The following is an 18,321-nucleotide window of genomic DNA, read 5'->3' on the forward strand; positions in this document are numbered from 1 at the left end:
CTCCAGGCATCCTGCCTTACGCCCTTCGGGCCATGCTGCGCATGTTCTATTTTGTTCCAGACAAAATAGTCGAACCATGCTGGCTCTCATCCGGCACGACTTCGTCAATAGCACACATAAATAAAGAGTTAGGAAATTTCGAAAACTTGGAGGACATACAAAAAGATGGTGGGTCGTGCTGGATTCGAACCAGCGACCAATTGATTAAAAGTCAACTGCTCTACCAGCTGAGCTAACGACCCGTCTTTTGGATTTGTACTTTACACATCCTGTGTTTTGAGAAAGTGGTGGGTCGTGCTGGATTCGAACCAGCGACCAATTGATTAAAAGTCAACTGCTCTACCAGCTGAGCTAACGACCCTTTCTCTCTTCGCCTCACTGCGAAGGCGGCATATAATACTCAATTAAAAACTCAGTGCAAGCCTTAAAATGGATTATTTCATTTATTTAAACTGTTTGGCGAAAAAGCAAACAATTTCAAGACTTAACCTAAAATATAGGTGTTATTTCCTGACCAATAATTTTTTAATTATAAAGCTTCTATTCTTTTTGCAGCGAGTTTACTAGACGAAGAATCCGGGAATTCAGTAATAACCTGTTCCCATAACTGTTTGGCTCGAGCAATATTTGCACGTTCCATTTCAGTAATTCCTAATTTCAATAAAGCATCAGCTCTTTTAGTCGAATCAGGAAATTGACTCACTAAAGATTGAAATTGTTCACCGGCGCCTTCCCAGTCTTGTTTATTAAACAACAATTGTCCTAACCAATATTTAGCATTAGGAATATAATCTGAATTTGGAAAATTTTGTAAAAACGCCTGAAATTCAGGGATCGCTTGATCATACAGTTTATCTTTTAGGATCAAATTAACTGCTTTATCGTAAGCATCGTTTTCATTCGCCGATATCGGAGCAGGCGTATCCACTTGCGTCGATGAAGGTACATTGGAAGCAACAGACTGCGTGGGCACAGCGGTTAAAACACTTTCAATTCTTTTATCAATTTCTAAATACAACTCACGTTGACGTTCTAGAATTTTCTCTAATTGATAATTTTGAACTTCAATCGCGCCACGCAATTCGTTCACTTCGTTTTGAATAATGTCTAACTGTTCTTGTTGTCTGTGCTGGGCATCAGTACGAGTTTTTAAACGTCTTTCGATTTCGTCAAGTCGTTTATCACTGTCACTGGCAGTAACGTCTGTCACAGGCGCAGGAACCGCAATTACTGCGGTTCCATATAGCCCTAGCAAACATAGCGCTAAGGTGCGTTTTTTCATATTGAGTTATCTTTTACTGATAAACTAATACACCGCGACGGTTTTCTGCAAACGCCGCTTCAGTGTTATAGCTATTAATTGGCTTTTCTTCACCGTAAGAAACCACTGAAATCTGTGAAGCACTCACACCAGCATTCAACAAGTATGTTTGCACTGACTTAGCACGAGATTCACCTAATGCAATATTGTATTCAGGTGTACCACGACTGTCACAGTGACCTTCAATTACAACAGACTGGTCTGAATGTTTAACTAAAAACGCAGCATGTTGATCTAATACGTTGTAGTACTTTGAACTAATTGAAGCACGGTCAAAATCAAAATAAACCACTTGGTTATTTTGCAAGGCTTCTAATTGTTGTTTCATTTCTTCAACAGGAGTTAACACTTTACTAACTGAACCAGCTTGAATTTGTGCATCTCTAGCTTCTTGAGCTTTACGATCTGCCTCAGCTTGTTGAGCCGCTTGATTACGCGCAGCTTCTTGTTCTGCTTCTGAAGGGCCAGACGAACAAGCCACCATAGTCACGACTGGTAACGCGATAATTAACCCTTTAAAAATTTTGTTCAATTGCATTCTTCTATTCCTGTTTTTGTTCGAGTTCGAATTAAAAGTTAAATTTAACGTAAAAACGGCGACCAATTGGGCGCTTTCACTTGACCATCCACAGCAGGTAACCTAGCTTTAAACCTGCCATCTAACGACACCAAAGATAAAACCTGCTTCCCTTGGTGTAGCGTGCTATAAATAATCATACTGCCATTTGGAGCGATACTTGGAGATTCATCTAAATCAGTTTTGGTTAACACTTGCATGTGTCCGTTAACCAAATCTTGTCGTGAAATATGGTATTTTCCACGAGTACGATTCACCATCACCATTTGTTTACCATCAGGGGTAATTGTTGCTCCCAGATTCATTTCACCATCAAAAGTCAGGCGACGAACCTTAGCTGTTGCTAAATTTACTCGATATATCTGTGGTTTACCACCCCGTTCTGAACTAAATATTAATGACTTTCCATCTGGAGTCCAACTTGGCTCTGTATCTATGGCACGATTTTTGGTGATTCGGCGTAATTGTTTACTCGCAATATCCATCACATACAATTCTGGATTGCCATCTTTTGATAACACCATGGCTAAACTTTTGCCATCTGGGGAAAACTTTGGCGCGCCATTTATACCCGGGAAACTAGTCATTTGGGTGCGGCTCATAGTATAAATATCTTGGATATAAATTTGCGGACGTTTGTTTTCAAAACTGACATACGCCAGTTTTGTGCCGTCTGGGGACCAATTAGGTGACATTAAAGGTTCTTTAGAACGTAATAGGACGGTTTCGTTTACGCCATCATAATCTGACACTACCATCTGAAACGGGAAATCAGATGTACCTCTATCTCTCACGACAACATAAGCTAAACGGGTCAAAAATGCACCTTTTTCACCAGTAAGCTTTTCATAAACCGCATCACTAATTCTGTGAGCGTGTTGTCTAAAATCACTTGCGCCTATAGTCATTTTACTAACAGCTAAAATATGATCGTTACTGGCGACCAGTTGACCGTTATTAAGAGCTTGATAATTGCCCCCTGTAATTTGACCACGTAACACATCAATTAGTTGATAAGATACACTATACCGACCAGTGCCCGTTGATTCGACCGCGCCTACTAAAACCGCTTCTACACCTCTAGATGACCAAGCACTGTAATCAATATCTTTATCAGATCCGGGAAATTGCGGCATAGATGAAGCTGGTATAGGATTAAATTTACCACTTCGGCGTAAATCAGCAGCGATTACTTCAGTGATCACTTCTGGCATAATACCATTCCCTTTCCATTTAAACGGCACAACAGCAATCGGTCTTGACGTGTCCACACCCTCTGTAATAACAATTTCTAACGCGGAATAACTTTTCGCGCTAACTAATAGAGCCAATAACGGCAATAACACATGTTTAATTTTCAATATTATAATTCCGGAGCAAAAGTAAAATTAATATCTCTCATTTTTTCATAAACGTCAGGCTCTGGCGAGACTGGTAATGTATCAGCTTTTAAAATTGCAGTTTTACCTGCTCTACACACTAATGCGTCACCACCTAACTCTTTAACCTGAATAACCAATCCATTAGATGCCAAACGAATATTAAAACGACATGATTTACCGCGCATTGCGTCGTCAACAATCATACTGCGCTGGATAACTTGCTTAATCATGGCTTCATATTTTTGTACTTCAGTTAACACTTGTTTATTTCTTCTTTGTTGCCGTGCAGCTTGTTCTTCTTTTAGCTGATCTTGTAGGGCTTTTTCTTGTTCGGCACGCTCTTTCGCTTCCTGTTCTTTTTTACGCTGCGCTTCTTTTCGGACTTTTTCTTCTCGTTCTCGTTTTTCTTTAGCTTTTTTAGCCAATTCATCCGCTTTTTTCTTCTCAAGAGCTTTACGTTTACGTTCGTCTTCTATTTTTTGTGCTTTGGCTTTTTCTTTTTTGAGCTTTTCTCTTGCAGCAATTGCCGCTTGCTCAGCTTGTTTTTTATCTTTTATTTGTTGCTCTTTTTTCTTTTTTAAGGCTAATGCATCCGCTGCTTGTTTTTTGCGTTTGTTTTCCGCTTCAACCTTGCGACGTTCAATGTCTTTAATTAGTTCTTGTTCTTTAAGCCGTTCTTGGCGTTTCTTGTCTTCAACCTTTTGGGTTTGTTTTTTTAACACACTTTCATCTATTGCCACAGCTTCAATAATAGGTCCAGGCACTGACAGTTCGGGCGTGGGTTTAGCATCACGCATACTCCCGCCGATCAACAAAACTGTGACCATCAACACATGTAAAAAAATCGAAACAATAAGCGCAACGGGTAACTTTGACATCTAGCCTAATTCTCAGGAGGTGCAGTCATTAAACCTACCGAAGGTACCCCTGCCCGTTGCAACAACACCATTAACTGTACAACTTCGCTATAGGCTACAGCGCCGTCTCCTTTTACTACCACAGGTGTATCAGGTTCTTTTTGTAAATGAGCAGCAACCAATGTGGCTAAATCCACCCCAGACAAAGGCTCCTCTTGGCTATCGCCGACCGTTAAAAAGTACTGACCTTGGGCATCCACCGAAGCAACTAACGGAGGTTTGGAGTCTTCATCTAATGGTTGGGCTTCAGCTTTAGGCAAGTCGACATTCACCCCTTGAGTAATCAAAGGGGCCGTCACCATAAAAATAATCAGTAATACCAACATCACATCAATGTAGGGAACCACATTGATCTCTGAAACCGGACGGCGGCGCTTTCTAACATAAACACTCATGAGCTAACCTACTTGCTGAGCAGTACGAGCATTATCACTACTAGCAGCCAGTGCTTGCCTATGTAAAATACTAGAAAACTCTTCCATAAAATTACCATAGTTATTTTCAAGTTTTTCTACATGATGGCTAAATCGGTTATAAGCGATAACTGCAGGGATAGCGGCAAATAAGCCCATAGCGGTAGCGATCAATGCTTCGGCAATTCCCGGGGCAACCATGGCTAAAGTCGCCTGTTGTTGACCACCTAAAGCGACGAAAGAATTCATAATACCCCATACAGTTCCAAATAAACCTATATAAGGGCTAATTGAACCGGTTGTGGCCAAAAACGGTAAACGACTTTCTAGGCTGTCTATTTCTCGAGATAAGGAAACTCGCATAGCGCGGGATGTGCCCTCTACTATGGCATCCGCTGGGGTAGAACTACTTTTACGTAAGCGCACAAATTCTTTAAAACCGGCGCTAAAAATACTCGCCATACCTTGGACTGATTGACGAGCAGCTAACTCTTGATAAAAGCGATTTAAATCCACTCCTGACCAAAACTTATCTTCAAATTTTTTCATTTCAACATTAGCGGCTTTTAATACCCGGCTACGCTCAAAAATAAACGCCCATGAAGCGACCGAAGCACCGACTAAAATTAACATAACCAACTGTACTAAAAAGCTGGCTTCTAAAATTAAATCTACAAAAGATAATTCAGATGACACTGGAAAATTCCCCTAAAATTTTTTCAGGAATAACTTGTGGTTTCATATTTGATAAATTAACACAAGCGACTCTAATTAACGCACTGACCAGACATCGCTCGTCTGGAGTTATTATTATTTGTTTGAATACCAAGCTAGCGCGCTTTAATTCTACTATTTCAGACTGAATTCTCAACAACTGATTGAAGCGTGCTGGCGCATGATTATCCATTTCCACTCGTTTGACGACAAAACCGATAGAATGTTCCAAAAGAAAATCTTGTTCTATGCCAAAACTTCTCAACCACTCAGTTCTAGCGCGCTCAAAGAACTTTAAATAATTGGCATAATATACAATACCGCCAGCGTCTGTATCCTCGTAGTAAACACGCACATCAAGATTATGCTGTACCATTTTAGTTGCTATTCCTACCCATAAAAATTTTTATCTATATATGAATGCTTATGCTATCAAACGCTCTACAATTATCATTAATATTTTACGTAAATTAATGTAAATTCTCTTTTATTTTCAAGATCATAAATATAAAAAGTAAAAGTAAAGCTAAAAATAGAAAAACAAACATCAAGAATAACTATTCATAGAACATGCCTTCAAACCACAATTACAAATTGTGGCACATTAAAATACATAATCGTTCAAATATCAGGCGGGTTTATTTATTTCAATATATTCAATTAGTTATAAATGTAAAATCGACTCAAAAGGTTTTCCACCCCAAGCCCAAAGCACAAACCATTAGTTTTTCTAATGGTTTAAATAAATTTAATTGAGTTGTTTATATTAAATGTGTTGGTAAAATACTTTTGTTTTCTGAGCAGTCACTAGATTTTAACTACCAAACGGTAGCAATTTTATTAGTTTGTTTCATATGACATATCCCTTGGATTTATTCCCTTCAACACTAGTTGTTTTGCCCATATACTTTATATGGGCTTTTTTTTGCCTGAAATAAACATTAGACAAAGGATTATTCTGGCGAATAATCTTTACCAAAGTGTAAGAATGCCCTTTGAGAAGCAATACGGCCTCTGGGGGTACGTTGTAAAAAACCTTGTTGAATTAAAAATGGTTCGATCACATCTTCAATCGTGTCACGTTCTTCGCCAATTGCAGCGGCTAAGTTATCTAAGCCTACAGGCCCTCCCATAAATTTTTCAATAATAGCCAACAGAAGTTTTCGATCCATATAATCAAAGCCTTCTTTATCTACATCCAACATATCAAGTGCTTGACTGGCAATATCAGAACTAATTCGACCATCTGCTTTAACTTCGGCAAAGTCACGTACTCTTCGTAATAGCCTGTTACTGATCCTAGGTGTGCCACGTGATCGGCGAGCAATTTCTATCGCTCCTTCTTCTTGCATGGGTAAATCAAGATAGTTAGCTGAACGTTTAACGATCTGGGTTAAGTCTTTGATATTATAAAACTCTAAACGTTGCACTATACCAAAACGGTCACGAAGTGGAGAGGTTAACGAACCTGCTCTTGTGGTTGCGCCAATTAAAGTAAAAGGCGGTAATTCTAACTTGATAGAACGAGCTGCTGGACCTTCACCAATCATAATATCTAACTGATAATCTTCCATGGCTGGATATAAAATTTCTTCCACCACTGGGCTCAAACGGTGAATTTCATCAATAAACAAAACGTCGTTTTCTTCAAGGTTAGTTAATAACGCGGCCAAATCTCCGGCTTTTTCTAATACCGGACCTGAGGTGGTTTTAATATTTACCCCCATTTCATTGGCCACTATATTAGCTAGCGTGGTTTTACCTAAACCCGGAGGGCCAAAAATAAGCAGATGATCTAAAGCATCTTCACGTTTTCTGGCCGCTTGAATAAAAATTTCCATCTGCGAACAAACGTGATCTTGGCCAGTATAATCAGCCAACATTTTTGGCCGAATTGCCCTGTCTATCACTTCATCTTCATGACTTGCCGTAGGCTGGATGAGTCGATCTGCTTCTATCATTTACGTTTAACCTGAACTAAAGACTTACATTACTAGAATGTTTAACCAGTGTTTTTTTATACAGTAACAGAAAATCTGTTTAGGGTCGCCTTAAATTATTTTCGTACCCAATAGTGATTAAGCCATGGCACGCAGAGCTTCTCTGATTAGTTGTTCACTACTCATTTCGTCTTTAAAGACAGAGTTAATGACTTTACTTGCTTGAGGTGGTTTATAACCTAAGGCAACTAGCGCACTTAACGCCTCTTCTTTGGCATCTGTGCGTTGTACAAAGGTATTTTCCACAGGTAGATCTGGGGTTAAGTGTACGGTTTCAGCATAACCTTGATCTTTAGCTAATTTACTTAAGCGGTCACGCATTTCTATGACTAATCGTTCTGCGGTTTTTTTGCCCACACCGGGTAATTTGGTTAAACCAGTTACGTCTTCCATACTGACACATTGCATAAATTGCTGGGCATTCATGCCAGATAAAATAGTAAGTGCTAGTTTGGGACCTACCCCACTAGCTTTGATTAACTCTCTAAACACGGCTCGTTCTTGCTTGTTGGCAAAACCAAATAATAATTGCGCATCTTCACGGACCACAAAATGAATACACAGATTAGCTTCTTGACCCACTTCTGGTAATTGATAAAAACTGGTCATAGGCACTTGTACTTCATAACCTAAGCCACCCGCTTCGATTAATACTTCTGGCGGTTGTTTTTCCAAAATAGTGCCACGAATATTACCGATCATAGAGTTTCCTTGAAATTACTAATTATGTGGATTTGGTTTTATGTTAAAAGCGATTACCGCAATCGGCCACGAACTGTTTTAGACGCTTGGCCCGACATTTTTATTAAACTTTGTTGGGTATGGTTATGACATAAAGCCACGGCAAGTGCATCTGCCGCATCGGCTTGTGGCTTAGCGCCAAGCTTTAATAAGTAGGTCACCATGTGTTGTACTTGAGACTTGTCTGCACTGCCCTTGCCCACCACTGACTGTTTGATTTGCCTAGCAGAATATTCAGCTACAGGTAAATCAAATGTGGTGGCCGCAACGATTGCCGCGCCTCTAGCTTGGCCTAATTTTAAAGCAGAGTCTGGGTTTTTAGCCATAAACACTTGTTCGATAGCAAACTCTGTAGGCTGATATTGCTGAATGATTTCGCTAACACCATCAAATATTTGCTTAAGTCGTGGCGCTAATTCTGTGCCTTGCACACGAATACAACCACTACCGACATATTCAGAATTTGCACCTATTTTTTTGATCACACCATAACCTGTGATGCGAGAGCCAGGATCTATGCCTAAAATAATAGCCACTTAAACAGCCCCAGGAGTTTGAAAATCGTTTAGGCTATTATTTAGCATTTGGTACAAATAGTTCGATGGCTTCACGGTTAGAATCAGACCAGACTTTGCGCATAGCTTGTTTTTTATCCAACCATAAAAAAGCAGAATGTTCTGTAAGTTCAATTTTATGCTCATTCGCCACTTCTACTGCGAATACGTATTCAGTATTAAATGGGGTATTAGGAGGATATCTATGTTGCCACATACTTCGAATGGGGTATTGGTTTACCTTTTCGCAATCGTGCAATTGATAATTATGTTTAATTATATCAATGCCGGTTTCTTCTAATACTTCTCTAATGGCAGTTTGAATGGGTAATTCAGATATTTCTAATGTGCCTGTAACTGATTGCCAAAACTCTGGGTCATCATTTCGTTGCATTACTAACACCTGCCCTGAACGATTGTAAATAACCGTCAAAGCAGATTTAGGAATACGATACTTAGTCATTTAAACCAGCTCACAATTAACAAAAAGCAAATTTAAGCAGGTTTATTGTCAGTTTGTTTTTTCTCGGCTTCTTTTTTCTCAGCTTCTTTTTTCTCAGCTTCTTTTTTCTCAATAACTGTTTTAACCGACAACTCTTTTAACTGCTCTGGGTTTGCTTCACCTGGTGCATTAGTCAATGGACAAGCAGCGGTAGTGGTTTTAGGAAACGCCATCACGTCACGAATAGAAGTCGCGCCTGTCATTAACATCACTAAACGATCCAATCCAAAAGCTAGCCCAGCATGAGGCGGAGCACCAAATTTAAGGGCTTCGAGTAAGAATCCAAACTTCATTTCAGCTTCTTCGTCGCTGATGCCTAACAATGAAAATACTTTTGCTTGCATGTCTTCATTATGGATACGAACAGAGCCTCCACCTAACTCACAACCATTCAATACCATGTCGTAAGCATTAGACAAAGCCCCCGCTGGATTAGTGGCTAACTCATCTGGGGTCATATCTCTTGGCGCAGTAAATGGGTGGTGTAAAGCGTGGAATTGCCCATCAAACTCTTCAAACATGGGGAAATCCACAACCCATAATGGCTTCCATTCACCTTCCAATAACTCTAAGTCTTCACCTAGTTTTAATCTAAGGGCACCTAACGCTTCTGTAACCACTGTATTTGAATCAGCGCCAAACAATAAAATGTCGCCACTTTGAGCCCCACTGCGCGCCACTATACCTTTAGCCACATCTTCAGTTAAAAACTTTAAAATAGGTGACTGCAATCCTTCCATGCCCGCATCAAGATCGTTGATCTTCATCCAAGCTAAACCTTTGGCACCATAGATGCCGACAAACTTGCCGTAATCATCAATTTGTTTACGAGACAATTTAGCCCCACCTGGCACACGAATAACCGCTACCCGACCTTTAGGATCATTTGCCGGGCCAGAGAATACTTTAAACTCAACATCTTTTAGTAAATCGGCTACGTCGGTTAATTCTAAAGGGTTACGTAAATCTGGTTTGTCGCTACCAAAACGGCGCATGGCATCTGCATAAGTCATGCTTGGGAATTCACCCAAATCAACATCGAGCATTTTTTGGAACAAATCGCGCACTAAACCTTCGGTAATTGACATCACACCTTGGGCGTCTAAAAAGGTGGTCTCGATATCAATTTGAGTAAATTCAGGTTGGCGGTCAGCACGTAAATCTTCGTCACGGAAACATTTTACTATTTGGTAGTATCTGTCCATACCCGACATCATCAACAATTGTTTAAACAACTGAGGCGATTGCGGAAGGGCAAAGAACTGACCTTTATGAGTACGACTTGGCACCAAATAATCTCGTGCACCTTCTGGTGTAGCTTTAGTTAAGATCGGTGTTTCGATATCCAAGAAACCATCATTTTCTAGATAACTACGCACTGCGCTGGTTACTTTTGCTCTAAATTTAAGACGGTCACTCATCAGAGGACGACGCAGATCTAAATAACGATATTTTAACCTTTGCTCTTCAGAATTTTCTTGATTCCAATCTAATGGTAAAGGCGCGGCTTTATTTAAAATAGTTAGTGACTTACCTAACATTTCAATTTCACCAGTAGACATATCTTTGTTGACTTGGCCTTCAGGCCTAGCACGCACCAAACCGGTTAACTGCACACAAAATTCATTTCGTAAACTATTAGCCACATCGAACACGTCAGTTAAGTCAGGATCAAAAACCACTTGAACTACGCCCTCACGATCTCTTAAATCTAAAAAAATCACCCCGCCTAAATCGCGGCTGCGGTTAACCCAACCACATAAAGTTACAGTTTGTCCGATATAAGATGAATTGATGTTGCCACAATAGTCTGTGCGCATGAAAAACGACCTCTAAAAATGCGTAAAAATGATGAAAATTAAGGCCGCGTAGTATATACCGAAACCTCAATTTCACGCTATGGCTTGAGCTTAAAATATACATTTTAATTATCCGGCTCTAACCTATAAAGATAATTAATATAAATTTTACACAAGTTGCTTTACTATTTACTCTCTAGTCTATGCGGAAAGTTAACACATTATAATTTCCGTATTTATTAAACGGAGCCGAAACGGCAACAACCAACTGTTAAAAGGAATCAAAATGTTAAAAATCATTTCACTTGTTTCACTATTAGTTTTTTCGCAGCTTTCATATTCAGAAGAACTAACTGATGAAAAAAAACAAATTATCGATGAAATGTTAGATATCACTGGCGCATTGAAAATAGGTGAAATGATGGGCAATGCAGCGGCTGGCCAAATGATCAATGCACTACGCGCCCAAAGTAAAAACATAGATGAAAAAGCAGCTAATGTAATAAAAGACGAAATGGGCAAATTAATGCATGAAGAGTTTATTGCTAATGGATTTATCAACAATATGTCTCATGGTATTTACCATAAATATTTTACGTTAGCAGAGTTAAAAGAAATTGTAGGATTTTACAAAACCACCACAGGTGCAAAAATGGCTTCTCTGCTACCTAAAATCACTCAAGAAGGCATGATGGAAGGTCAAAAGCACGGTATGTCTTTAGGCCCTAAAATCAACCAACGTATACAAGCGAGACTTGTTAAAGAAGGGATTAGCTTAAACTAATCACATAGGACCTAAATTACGCACAAAAAAACGGCCTCAAATGAGGCCGTTTTCTATGGTCGGTGCAATTCTAACTTACTGAATAACACAAACCTCCATGTTGAACATTTCCTTTAACTAGATAAGCTAAATTTAGAAAACCTATGCTTAGATACGGTCTTTTAAAACTGCAGCGATAGGTGAATCAGCTAAGCCGTTTTCAGCAGCCCATGCAGACACTGTTTTGCCGTCTTTTTCTGGTGCACTTAAGTCACTTTTTGGCATTTTCTTAACAATTAAAGTACCGGTTTCAACCGCGTTGTTTAACATAGCGGTACGAATTAAGCTGTTACCACCACATGATACACCTGAGTAATAATCTTTAATTCTCAAGCTAAAGTCAGATTGAACACGCTTCATTTTTTTACGTAGTTCACCTTTGTCATCAGCTTTTACAATGGTACAAATGTTTTGTAGTGCTTCGCCTACGTTAGCTTGTGCGTTACCAGCAAGGATTAAAGACGTAGTAGCGATGGCGATAGATGTTTTAACTATTTTCAACATGGTTAAATTCTCTTTTTAGTTAAGTTAATTGGATTTGTTTGGAAGTGATGTTTGCTTCCGATGGGTGTATTAAACACCAACCCAATCGATTAAAAAATCTACGTGTGAATACTTAGGTATGTGAAGTGATAACTAAACATTTGTTTTAGGCTGCACCATTACTTATATTAAGCTTAAGGAAGATAAGTAACTTGGGGGCAAAAACATTATGCTAGATAGTTCAGAAATTAAAGTACTAATGCCTACCGGCTTAGAACGTTATAAAAAGTGGTGGATATGACTAAAACAGCTTTAATTACCGGTGGAGCCTCTGGCTTAGGTAAAGCGCTTGCTCATTACTATGCCAAGCAAGGTTTTGAAATATGTGTTGCCGATATCAATATTGAGCAAGGCATACAAGTTTGCCAAGATATTCAAAAAGCTGGCGGCAAAGCTTTGTTTATAACTTGTGATATCACCCTAGAATCGTCAATTGAAACACTTAAGTCTGAACTGTTAACCCATTGGCACAAATTAGATGTATTAATCAATAATGCAGGTGTCGCAACAGCTGGCGCTATAGAATACGAAGACATTGAGCAATGGCAATGGGTAATGAATATAAATGTGTTTGGCATGGTGCGTATGTGCCGCGCTTTTGTTCCTTTACTAGCGCAAAAAAATACCAGTCAGATTATCAATATTGCGTCTCAAGCAGGTATAACCCCCATTTCTTTGATGGCCAGCTACAATGCCAGCAAAGCAGCCGTGGTAAGTTTTTCCGAAACAATGCACATTGAACTTGCCCCTAAAGGCATACATGTCTGTGTGGCATGTCCAAGCTTTTTTGCTACCAACTTAGGTGAATCATTGCGCAGCACGCAGCCAGGTATTCGTGAACTAGTGGCGAAACTCTTAAGTCGCTCAGATATAGATGCTACAAACATAGCCAAACAAATATTTCAGGCCAGTGAAAACAACCAATTTATGATAGTCACTCACAAAAAAGGCCGCCAAGCTTATCGATTAAAAAGATGGTTACCAACCCAAAGTTATCTCACTATGATGAAAAAAAAGCTGAAACACTTCAGGCCAAAATCAAATGAGTAAGCCCACTATGACTTAAGCTAATAACAATAATAAACACTACGAATACAAATAAATGGACAACCAATAACATGACTAGACAAAATATTTTGATTACGGGTGCCAGTTCAGGTCTTGGCAAAGGCATGGCTAAAGAATTTGCTAAATTAGGCCGTAATCTGGCTTTATGCGCTCGTAGAATGGATAACTTAGAAGCACTAAAAGTAGAACTATTAGGCATTAACCCAGATATAAAAGTGTTTATTCGTCCGTTAGACGTGAATGATCACCAGCAAGTGTTTGCCGTATTTAAAGCGTTTAAACAGGATTTAGGCAATGTAGATCGGATTATTGTCAACGCAGGTATGGGTAAAGGAGCATCTATAGGCACAGGTTATTTTGAAGCCAACAAACAAACTGCCATGACAAATTTTGTGGCTGCCTTAGCTCAGTGTGAAGCGGCCATGGAAATATTTAGAGAGCAAAACAATGGTCACCTAGTGACTATTTCTTCATTTAGTGCGTTAAGAGGCTCTCAACGGGCTATGACAGTTTACGCAGCAACTAAAGCCGGATTAACCTCAATGACTGAAGGCATTAGAGTCGACACCTTAAACACACCTATTCAAGTCACCACCATACACCCTGGGTATATTCGTACTGAAATTAATGAAAAAGTAAAATCAGTGCCCTTTATCGTCGATTTAGAAACAGGCTGTAAAGCTATAGTCAAAGATATTGAGAATGAGGTAAAAAGTAGTTTTGTACCTCACTGGCCTTGGGTAATCATAAAATACATCTACAAAATGGCATCGTTAAAAATGCTGAAGAAAATAGGTTAAACCGCCTAATCCAATAAGCGCTTTGTAAAATTTATATCCTTATTTCAGTGTTTGGATGTCGCCACATACGTACGGCAAAAAATAGACATACTGCACAGATAAACAGATATAAAACGCCTACTAAAGATCGATTGGGCTCGATAGCTACGAATACATAAATAAAAGAGAAAATTGAATAACTGATTATATTGAAAATAACCAGAATAATTGTCAGCCAAACTGAATGGGTAAGTTTAGTGGCAAACAATAGAGTCACACATAAAGGTAGAATAAAGCCAACAGTTAAACTCGCTAGTGCGAAGAAAACATAGTCAAGCAAGGAGTCTGTTCCAATCGCAAGGTAATGGAATATACCTATCAAAGCGGATAAGCATATACATATACGTACATGGCGCGTTACAAAAACTTTCATAACACTTTGCATAAAAACCGTTCTGTTTTTACTGGCGCTGATTAACCATAAACTCGGTATCACTTTACGTGTGCTCAGAAACTCTAAACAAATCGTCAGGGCATAAAAAATAGAGAGTAAAAACAAATACATGCCGGTTAACGCCACTTTAGGATCTTTGTTCAGTAAAAGCGCGTCTTTGAGAAAGTATGAAACAAGCAGCAAAAAGCCTACAAACAGAAACAAATACGACCAATTTTTTGAGTAATAACTATTACCGTAAATGGCGATTTCCATGGGGTTTTGTTTACGACCGAAAAATACAAAATCCATCAAAGGTTTAGTTAGCTTAGCAATATAAGTGAAAAATTGATCAACAAAGTTCTGAACAATATTTGGATCGTACTGATCAACTGAATTTTTAGAAGAGTCTAATTTTTTCCAGTTATAAATTTGCGCTGAAGGATCATACTCTCTACTCGTCAAATAGCGCTTTTTCGAAAAATAAAAATTAAAAACACTTGCTGCCCAAACCGTTATAGATGAAACAACAGGGTACAAATTGAACATATCTGAACAGAAACTCACCAATGTGCGAATTAGATAAGGAAAATTCTTATTGCTCCCAAGTAGTGACGCAAACAGGGAATATAAAAGGATAGCTAGAAACATATGAAATATGTAAATGGAAACTTTTTTGTTAACCAATAAAAATAAGCAGGAAATAAGAAAAACTAGGCCAGTAAATATAAAAAACTGCTGTAACAAATCAGAGTTCAACAAAACCACAGAAATAATGGCTGAAATCACGCTCAACCCTAGGTTGTATCGAAACTGAATAGTTTTGAAATTTGGCAACATAAATCCCAAACTGTGGGTATCAGCTAGTTTTAAATCCTCAATTATTTTTAAGCTGGCGATAAGCGTGATAATAAACATCACCCCACCAGCAAGCTTCGCATGTCCAAATGCGGCAAAAGGTACGATAATAAATGCATATAAAATTGGGGCAGGAATATTCAAGTTTTGGGTATTGGCATCTCTTCTAAATATAGCTAAATAAGGGTTCATGCATTTAGCTCCAAAAATATATCTTCTAGACTCAGTGCTTCTACAGTGATTTCTGCATTAAACTCTTTTTGCCACATTACCATTTGATGCGCGTCGAAGTTTTTAACTGTCATACGGCCATGTTGCCCCTTAAAGTCATGGTGTATCACCTCTGGGTTTTTAGTTCGCTCAAGACTGTCGGTTAACGCAAGGCTATTTGTCAGCTCTAGGCTGGTAGCAATCTCTGGCAGACTTTGTGTACTTTTAATCAACAAACGTACAACGTTTTCTTTTAAGTCATCAATATTCCCTTGATAACAAATTTTGCCTGATTTCAAAAATGCCACTTCAGCTGCTACTCGCTCTAAATCTGAGGTAATATGAGTGGAGAATAAAATGCTAGTTTGGTTATCAAGGTTCATATCGATTAATTCTTTAACAAAAGAGCGCCTAGCAGCGGGATCTAAACTAGCAACAGGTTCATCTAACACAATTAATTCTGGTGAATGGCCCAGCGCTTGAATGATGGATACATGCTGACACTGTCCCTCTGACATATTGCTTATCTTTTGTTTTAAATCCACATCCATTTTTTTAATTAAATCAGCAACTTTGTTTTTGTCCCAGTTTTGATAAAACGCACCGGTATAATCAAACAACTGTTTAGGAGTCATCCATTGAAAACAATCTAATTTTTGCGCCACATAACCTAACTTCTGTTTACAATCAGCTGACATATTCCATGAATTCTCAGAAAAAACCTGTGCCTGACCTTGATCCGCTTTTAACAAGCCTAAGGCAGTTTTAAGTAAGGTAGTTTTACCCGAACCATTCGCACCAATTAACCCCATTACCGATCCTTGCTTTAACTCTAAATCCACGCCTTTTAACACTTCCTTATGTTGGCTAAATTTGCCGTAAGCTTTATGTACATTTTGCAAACTAAGAATGTTCATTTAAGTTCCTTTTCTAATTTATGAGTTAGCCACTCTAAGGTTTGTTGTTTGTTCAAGCCTAATTGTTGGCATTGCTGAACCAATATTTCTGCCAGTGGTGACAATTTTTGTAAGCGTGCAGCGACATTTTCTTCATGGGCCAGTTCTGCGATCATCATGCCTTTGCCTCTAATTCGTGACACATCACCATGAGACTCCAAAAAGCCATAGGCTTTAGAAATGGTCATTGGATTGACTTCTAGTTCAACAGCCAACTGACGCACAGAAGGCAAATAGTCACCCGCATTGAGCTGGCCACTGGCGATCATACGTTTTATCTGCTCAATCAATTGGCGATAAATTGGCTCACCTGAACTGGGCGACAATTGCAAAAGTAACGACGAATGTTGCAAATCAGTTTCCTATTTAAAATCACACTTTGTATTGATACCTTATATTGGCACCTTGTATTGGTGTATTATTTATATAATACACCAATACAAAGAACAAGGTATTTTTACTTGGTTTCAATAAAAGTTATTAATTCAAGGTAAGATCCATTACAATTTGTATACATTTTTTAAATTGTATACAAAATGAAAAGTCAATCTTTTTTATCTGATTTAAGTTTGTCAGCTGTCAGTGCCGGCTTTATTTCGGTTTTAGTTGGCTACGCCAGTACTCTGGTAATTGTTTTGCAGGCGGCAACTGTCTCAGGCGCGAGCACTGAAATGTTGGAGTCTTGGGTGTGGGCTTTAGGTGTTGGCATGGGAATAGGCTGTATAGGCTTATCTTTATATTACAAACGGCCAATCATAGTCGCTTGGTCAACACCCGGCGCAGCGCTTCTGATCACCAGTTTAAGTGGCGCTAGCATTGGACAAGCTATAGGCATATTTGTATTTGTGGGCGTATTAACTTTAATTATAGGTTTATCAGGTTGGTTTGATGCCATTACTCGGCGCATTCCCTTACCTTTGGCCTCAGCCATGTTAGCCGGCATATTGATCCAATTTGGTTTTAATATTTTTGGCTCTATGCAGGTCCAACCTTTAATGGTGGGAATTATGTTTGTCACCTATTTAGCGGCTAAACGATTGTTACCTAGATACGCTGTGGTTGCGGTATTAATTGCAGGGTTTGTAAGTGCCTACTATTTAGATTTGATAAAATTAGAGCACGTTGCTTGGTCTGTTGCCACACCTGTTTGGGTTTGGCCTGAATTTGATATCAACCTATTAGTTGGTGTGGGGTTGCCTTTATTTATTGTGACTATTACCTCACAAACTCTGCCCGGTATAGCTATTTTACGCTCCACCAGTCCAGAGAAACTGCCCGTGTCTTCATTGATTAGTTGGTGCGGAGGGCTCAATATTTTATTCGCTCCTTTTGGTGCCTTTGCTCTTGGTTATGCCGCCATCACTGCTGCTTTATGTGCCAGTGAAGAATCCCATCCCGATCCGAAAAAACGCTATATAGCAGGTGTGTCTTGTGGAGTATTCAATATATTAGCCGGCGTATGCGGTTCTGCGGTAGTAGGATTATTTGCGGCATTTCCAGGCGCTATGGTTGCCGCTTTGGCTGGTTTAGCATTACTTGGTACCATTAGTGGTAGCTTAGTTTCTGCATTTCAAGCACCTGATTATCGTGAAGCTGCATTGTTAACCTTTTTGGTCACCGCTTCAGGTGTGTCGTTTTTTGATATAGCCTCGGCATTTTGGGGCATAGTCATTGGTATCATTGCTTTAGCAGTAAGTCATACACGCAATAAATCCCAAAGAGTATAAAATA

At 39.1% G+C, this 18,321-nt stretch carries 20 protein-coding genes and 2 tRNA genes; 4 read left to right on the forward strand and 18 right to left on the reverse strand.

Translation table 11 applies throughout. The features are described 5' to 3' along the window. Window positions 1-166: 166 nt before the first annotated feature. The 14 genes from L0668_RS06220 to aspS form a co-directional block, all read right to left on the reverse strand. Window positions 167-242 (reverse strand) — tRNA-Lys (locus L0668_RS06220). A gap of 43 nt (window positions 243-285) precedes the next feature. Then, window positions 286-361: transfer RNA gene (locus tag L0668_RS06225), tRNA-Lys, on the reverse strand. A gap of 168 nt (window positions 362-529) precedes the next feature. Further along, on the reverse strand, window positions 530-1,282 hold the full coding sequence (ybgF, locus tag L0668_RS06230; RefSeq protein ID WP_235311230.1) for a tol-pal system protein YbgF: 753 nt from the start codon (window positions 1,280-1,282) through the stop codon (window positions 530-532). Window positions 1,283-1,295: 13 nt separating this feature from the next. Next, window positions 1,296-1,859: a peptidoglycan-associated lipoprotein Pal gene (pal, locus tag L0668_RS06235; protein WP_235311231.1), complete on the reverse strand. Its 564-nt coding sequence runs from the start codon at window positions 1,857-1,859 to the stop codon at window positions 1,296-1,298. 44 nt (window positions 1,860-1,903) lie between these two features. After that, window positions 1,904-3,253 carry a Tol-Pal system beta propeller repeat protein TolB gene (gene tolB / locus L0668_RS06240; RefSeq protein WP_235311694.1) on the reverse strand — a complete coding sequence of 450 codons (1,350 nt, stop codon included), beginning with the start codon at window positions 3,251-3,253 and terminating at the stop codon, window positions 1,904-1,906. An 8-nt stretch (window positions 3,254-3,261) separates the two neighbouring features. Beyond that, window positions 3,262-4,158: a cell envelope integrity protein TolA gene (tolA, locus tag L0668_RS06245; RefSeq protein ID WP_235311232.1), complete on the reverse strand. Its 897-nt coding sequence runs from the start codon at window positions 4,156-4,158 to the stop codon at window positions 3,262-3,264. Window positions 4,159-4,163: 5 nt separating this feature from the next. Further along, complete coding sequence (gene tolR, locus L0668_RS06250; RefSeq protein WP_235311233.1) at window positions 4,164-4,592, reverse strand: protein TolR; 429 nt, start codon at window positions 4,590-4,592, stop codon at window positions 4,164-4,166. Between the two features lie 3 nt (window positions 4,593-4,595). Beyond that, window positions 4,596-5,306 (reverse strand): protein TolQ, encoded by a 711-nt coding sequence (gene tolQ / locus L0668_RS06255; protein WP_235311234.1) that lies wholly within the window; start codon window positions 5,304-5,306, stop codon window positions 4,596-4,598. Next, window positions 5,296-5,700 carry a tol-pal system-associated acyl-CoA thioesterase gene (ybgC, locus tag L0668_RS06260; protein WP_235311235.1) on the reverse strand — a complete coding sequence of 135 codons (405 nt, stop codon included), beginning with the start codon at window positions 5,698-5,700 and terminating at the stop codon, window positions 5,296-5,298. The genes tolQ and ybgC overlap by 11 nt, the downstream gene beginning before the upstream one ends. 577 nt (window positions 5,701-6,277) lie before the next feature. After that, entirely contained in the window at window positions 6,278-7,285 is a 1,008-nt protein-coding gene (gene ruvB, locus L0668_RS06265) for a Holliday junction branch migration DNA helicase RuvB (RefSeq protein WP_235311236.1), read from the reverse strand. Window positions 7,286-7,402: 117 nt separating this feature from the next. Further along, window positions 7,403-8,026, reverse strand: coding sequence for a Holliday junction branch migration protein RuvA (gene ruvA / locus L0668_RS06270; protein WP_235311237.1), 624 nt, complete (start codon window positions 8,024-8,026; stop codon window positions 7,403-7,405). 53 nt (window positions 8,027-8,079) lie between these two features. Beyond that, window positions 8,080-8,601, reverse strand: a complete 522-nt coding sequence (ruvC, locus tag L0668_RS06275; RefSeq protein ID WP_235311238.1) for a crossover junction endodeoxyribonuclease RuvC — start codon at window positions 8,599-8,601, stop codon at window positions 8,080-8,082. Window positions 8,602-8,638: 37 nt separating this feature from the next. Further along, a complete protein-coding gene (nudB, locus tag L0668_RS06280) occupies window positions 8,639-9,082 on the reverse strand; it encodes a dihydroneopterin triphosphate diphosphatase (RefSeq protein ID WP_235311239.1) in 444 nt (147 codons plus the stop codon). A gap of 32 nt (window positions 9,083-9,114) precedes the next feature. After that, a complete protein-coding gene (gene aspS, locus L0668_RS06285; RefSeq protein WP_235311240.1) occupies window positions 9,115-10,941 on the reverse strand; it encodes an aspartate--tRNA ligase in 1,827 nt (608 codons plus the stop codon). A 265-nt stretch (window positions 10,942-11,206) separates the two neighbouring features. On the opposite strand from aspS, the gene L0668_RS06290 reads away from it, so the two are divergent. Then, window positions 11,207-11,704 (forward strand): DUF2059 domain-containing protein, encoded by a 498-nt coding sequence (locus tag L0668_RS06290; RefSeq protein ID WP_235311241.1) that lies wholly within the window; start codon window positions 11,207-11,209, stop codon window positions 11,702-11,704. A gap of 147 nt (window positions 11,705-11,851) precedes the next feature. Here L0668_RS06290 and L0668_RS06295 read toward each other — a convergent pair whose 3' ends face one another. Further along, window positions 11,852-12,247, reverse strand: coding sequence for a DUF3718 domain-containing protein (locus L0668_RS06295; protein ID WP_235311242.1), 396 nt, complete (start codon window positions 12,245-12,247; stop codon window positions 11,852-11,854). A 276-nt stretch (window positions 12,248-12,523) separates the two neighbouring features. Between L0668_RS06295 and L0668_RS06300 the strand changes: the two genes are divergently transcribed. Both L0668_RS06300 and L0668_RS06305 read left to right on the forward strand, forming a co-directional pair. Then, a complete protein-coding gene (locus L0668_RS06300) occupies window positions 12,524-13,336 on the forward strand; it encodes an SDR family oxidoreductase (RefSeq protein WP_235311243.1) in 813 nt (270 codons plus the stop codon). Window positions 13,337-13,404: 68 nt separating this feature from the next. Continuing rightward, on the forward strand, window positions 13,405-14,154 hold the full coding sequence (locus tag L0668_RS06305; protein ID WP_235311244.1) for an SDR family oxidoreductase: 750 nt from the start codon (window positions 13,405-13,407) through the stop codon (window positions 14,152-14,154). Window positions 14,155-14,185: 31 nt separating this feature from the next. Here the strand turns inward: L0668_RS06305 and L0668_RS06310 are convergent, their stop codons facing one another. Genes L0668_RS06310 through L0668_RS06320 form a run of 3 tightly spaced genes read right to left on the reverse strand, consistent with a single transcriptional unit; the run spans window position 14,186 to window position 16,943 of the window. Beyond that, the gene (locus L0668_RS06310) at window positions 14,186-15,616 is read right to left on the reverse strand and encodes a hypothetical protein (protein WP_235311245.1); all 1,431 of its coding nucleotides are present in this window, start codon (window positions 15,614-15,616) and stop codon (window positions 14,186-14,188) included. Beyond that, entirely contained in the window at window positions 15,613-16,551 is a 939-nt protein-coding gene (locus tag L0668_RS06315) for an ABC transporter ATP-binding protein (protein ID WP_235311246.1), read from the reverse strand. The genes L0668_RS06310 and L0668_RS06315 overlap by 4 nt, the downstream gene beginning before the upstream one ends. Further along, window positions 16,548-16,943, reverse strand: coding sequence for a GntR family transcriptional regulator (locus tag L0668_RS06320; protein ID WP_235311247.1), 396 nt, complete (start codon window positions 16,941-16,943; stop codon window positions 16,548-16,550). Before L0668_RS06320 ends, L0668_RS06315 begins: the two co-directional genes overlap by 4 nt. A 183-nt stretch (window positions 16,944-17,126) precedes the next feature. Between L0668_RS06320 and L0668_RS06325 the strand changes: the two genes are divergently transcribed. Then, window positions 17,127-18,317 carry a benzoate/H(+) symporter BenE family transporter gene (locus L0668_RS06325; RefSeq protein WP_235311248.1) on the forward strand — a complete coding sequence of 397 codons (1,191 nt, stop codon included), beginning with the start codon at window positions 17,127-17,129 and terminating at the stop codon, window positions 18,315-18,317. The last annotated feature ends 4 nt before the right edge of the window (window positions 18,318-18,321 follow it).

Origin of the sequence: Paraglaciecola algarum (assembly GCF_021532655.1) — a bacterium.
GTDB lineage: Bacteria > Pseudomonadota > Gammaproteobacteria > Enterobacterales > Alteromonadaceae > Paraglaciecola > Paraglaciecola algarum.

Excerpts from the sequence above, each read along its gene's own strand:
- ybgF (WP_235311230.1), bottom strand. The coding sequence starts at position 1,282 with ATGAAAAAACGCACCTTAGCGCTATGTTTGCTAGGGCTATATGGAACC.
- ybgC (WP_235311235.1), bottom strand. The coding sequence starts at position 5,700 with ATGGTACAGCATAATCTTGATGTGCGTGTTTACTACGAGGATACAGAC.
- ruvA (WP_235311237.1), bottom strand. The coding sequence starts at position 8,026 with ATGATCGGTAATATTCGTGGCACTATTTTGGAAAAACAACCGCCAGAA.
- pal (WP_235311231.1), bottom strand. The coding sequence starts at position 1,859 with ATGCAATTGAACAAAATTTTTAAAGGGTTAATTATCGCGTTACCAGTC.
- tolR (WP_235311233.1), bottom strand. The coding sequence starts at position 4,592 with ATGAGTGTTTATGTTAGAAAGCGCCGCCGTCCGGTTTCAGAGATCAAT.
- aspS (WP_235311240.1), bottom strand. The coding sequence starts at position 10,941 with ATGCGCACAGACTATTGTGGCAACATCAATTCATCTTATATCGGACAA.
- L0668_RS06305 (WP_235311244.1), top strand. The coding sequence starts at position 13,405 with ATGACTAGACAAAATATTTTGATTACGGGTGCCAGTTCAGGTCTTGGC.
- L0668_RS06295 (WP_235311242.1), bottom strand. The coding sequence starts at position 12,247 with ATGTTGAAAATAGTTAAAACATCTATCGCCATCGCTACTACGTCTTTA.
- nudB (WP_235311239.1), bottom strand. The coding sequence starts at position 9,082 with ATGACTAAGTATCGTATTCCTAAATCTGCTTTGACGGTTATTTACAAT.
- tolA (WP_235311232.1), bottom strand. The coding sequence starts at position 4,158 with ATGTCAAAGTTACCCGTTGCGCTTATTGTTTCGATTTTTTTACATGTG.
- L0668_RS06325 (WP_235311248.1), top strand. The coding sequence starts at position 17,127 with ATGAAAAGTCAATCTTTTTTATCTGATTTAAGTTTGTCAGCTGTCAGT.
- ruvB (WP_235311236.1), bottom strand. The coding sequence starts at position 7,285 with ATGATAGAAGCAGATCGACTCATCCAGCCTACGGCAAGTCATGAAGAT.
- L0668_RS06315 (WP_235311246.1), bottom strand. The coding sequence starts at position 16,551 with ATGAACATTCTTAGTTTGCAAAATGTACATAAAGCTTACGGCAAATTT.
- L0668_RS06290 (WP_235311241.1), top strand. The coding sequence starts at position 11,207 with ATGTTAAAAATCATTTCACTTGTTTCACTATTAGTTTTTTCGCAGCTT.
- L0668_RS06300 (WP_235311243.1), top strand. The coding sequence starts at position 12,524 with ATGACTAAAACAGCTTTAATTACCGGTGGAGCCTCTGGCTTAGGTAAA.
- L0668_RS06310 (WP_235311245.1), bottom strand. The coding sequence starts at position 15,616 with ATGAACCCTTATTTAGCTATATTTAGAAGAGATGCCAATACCCAAAAC.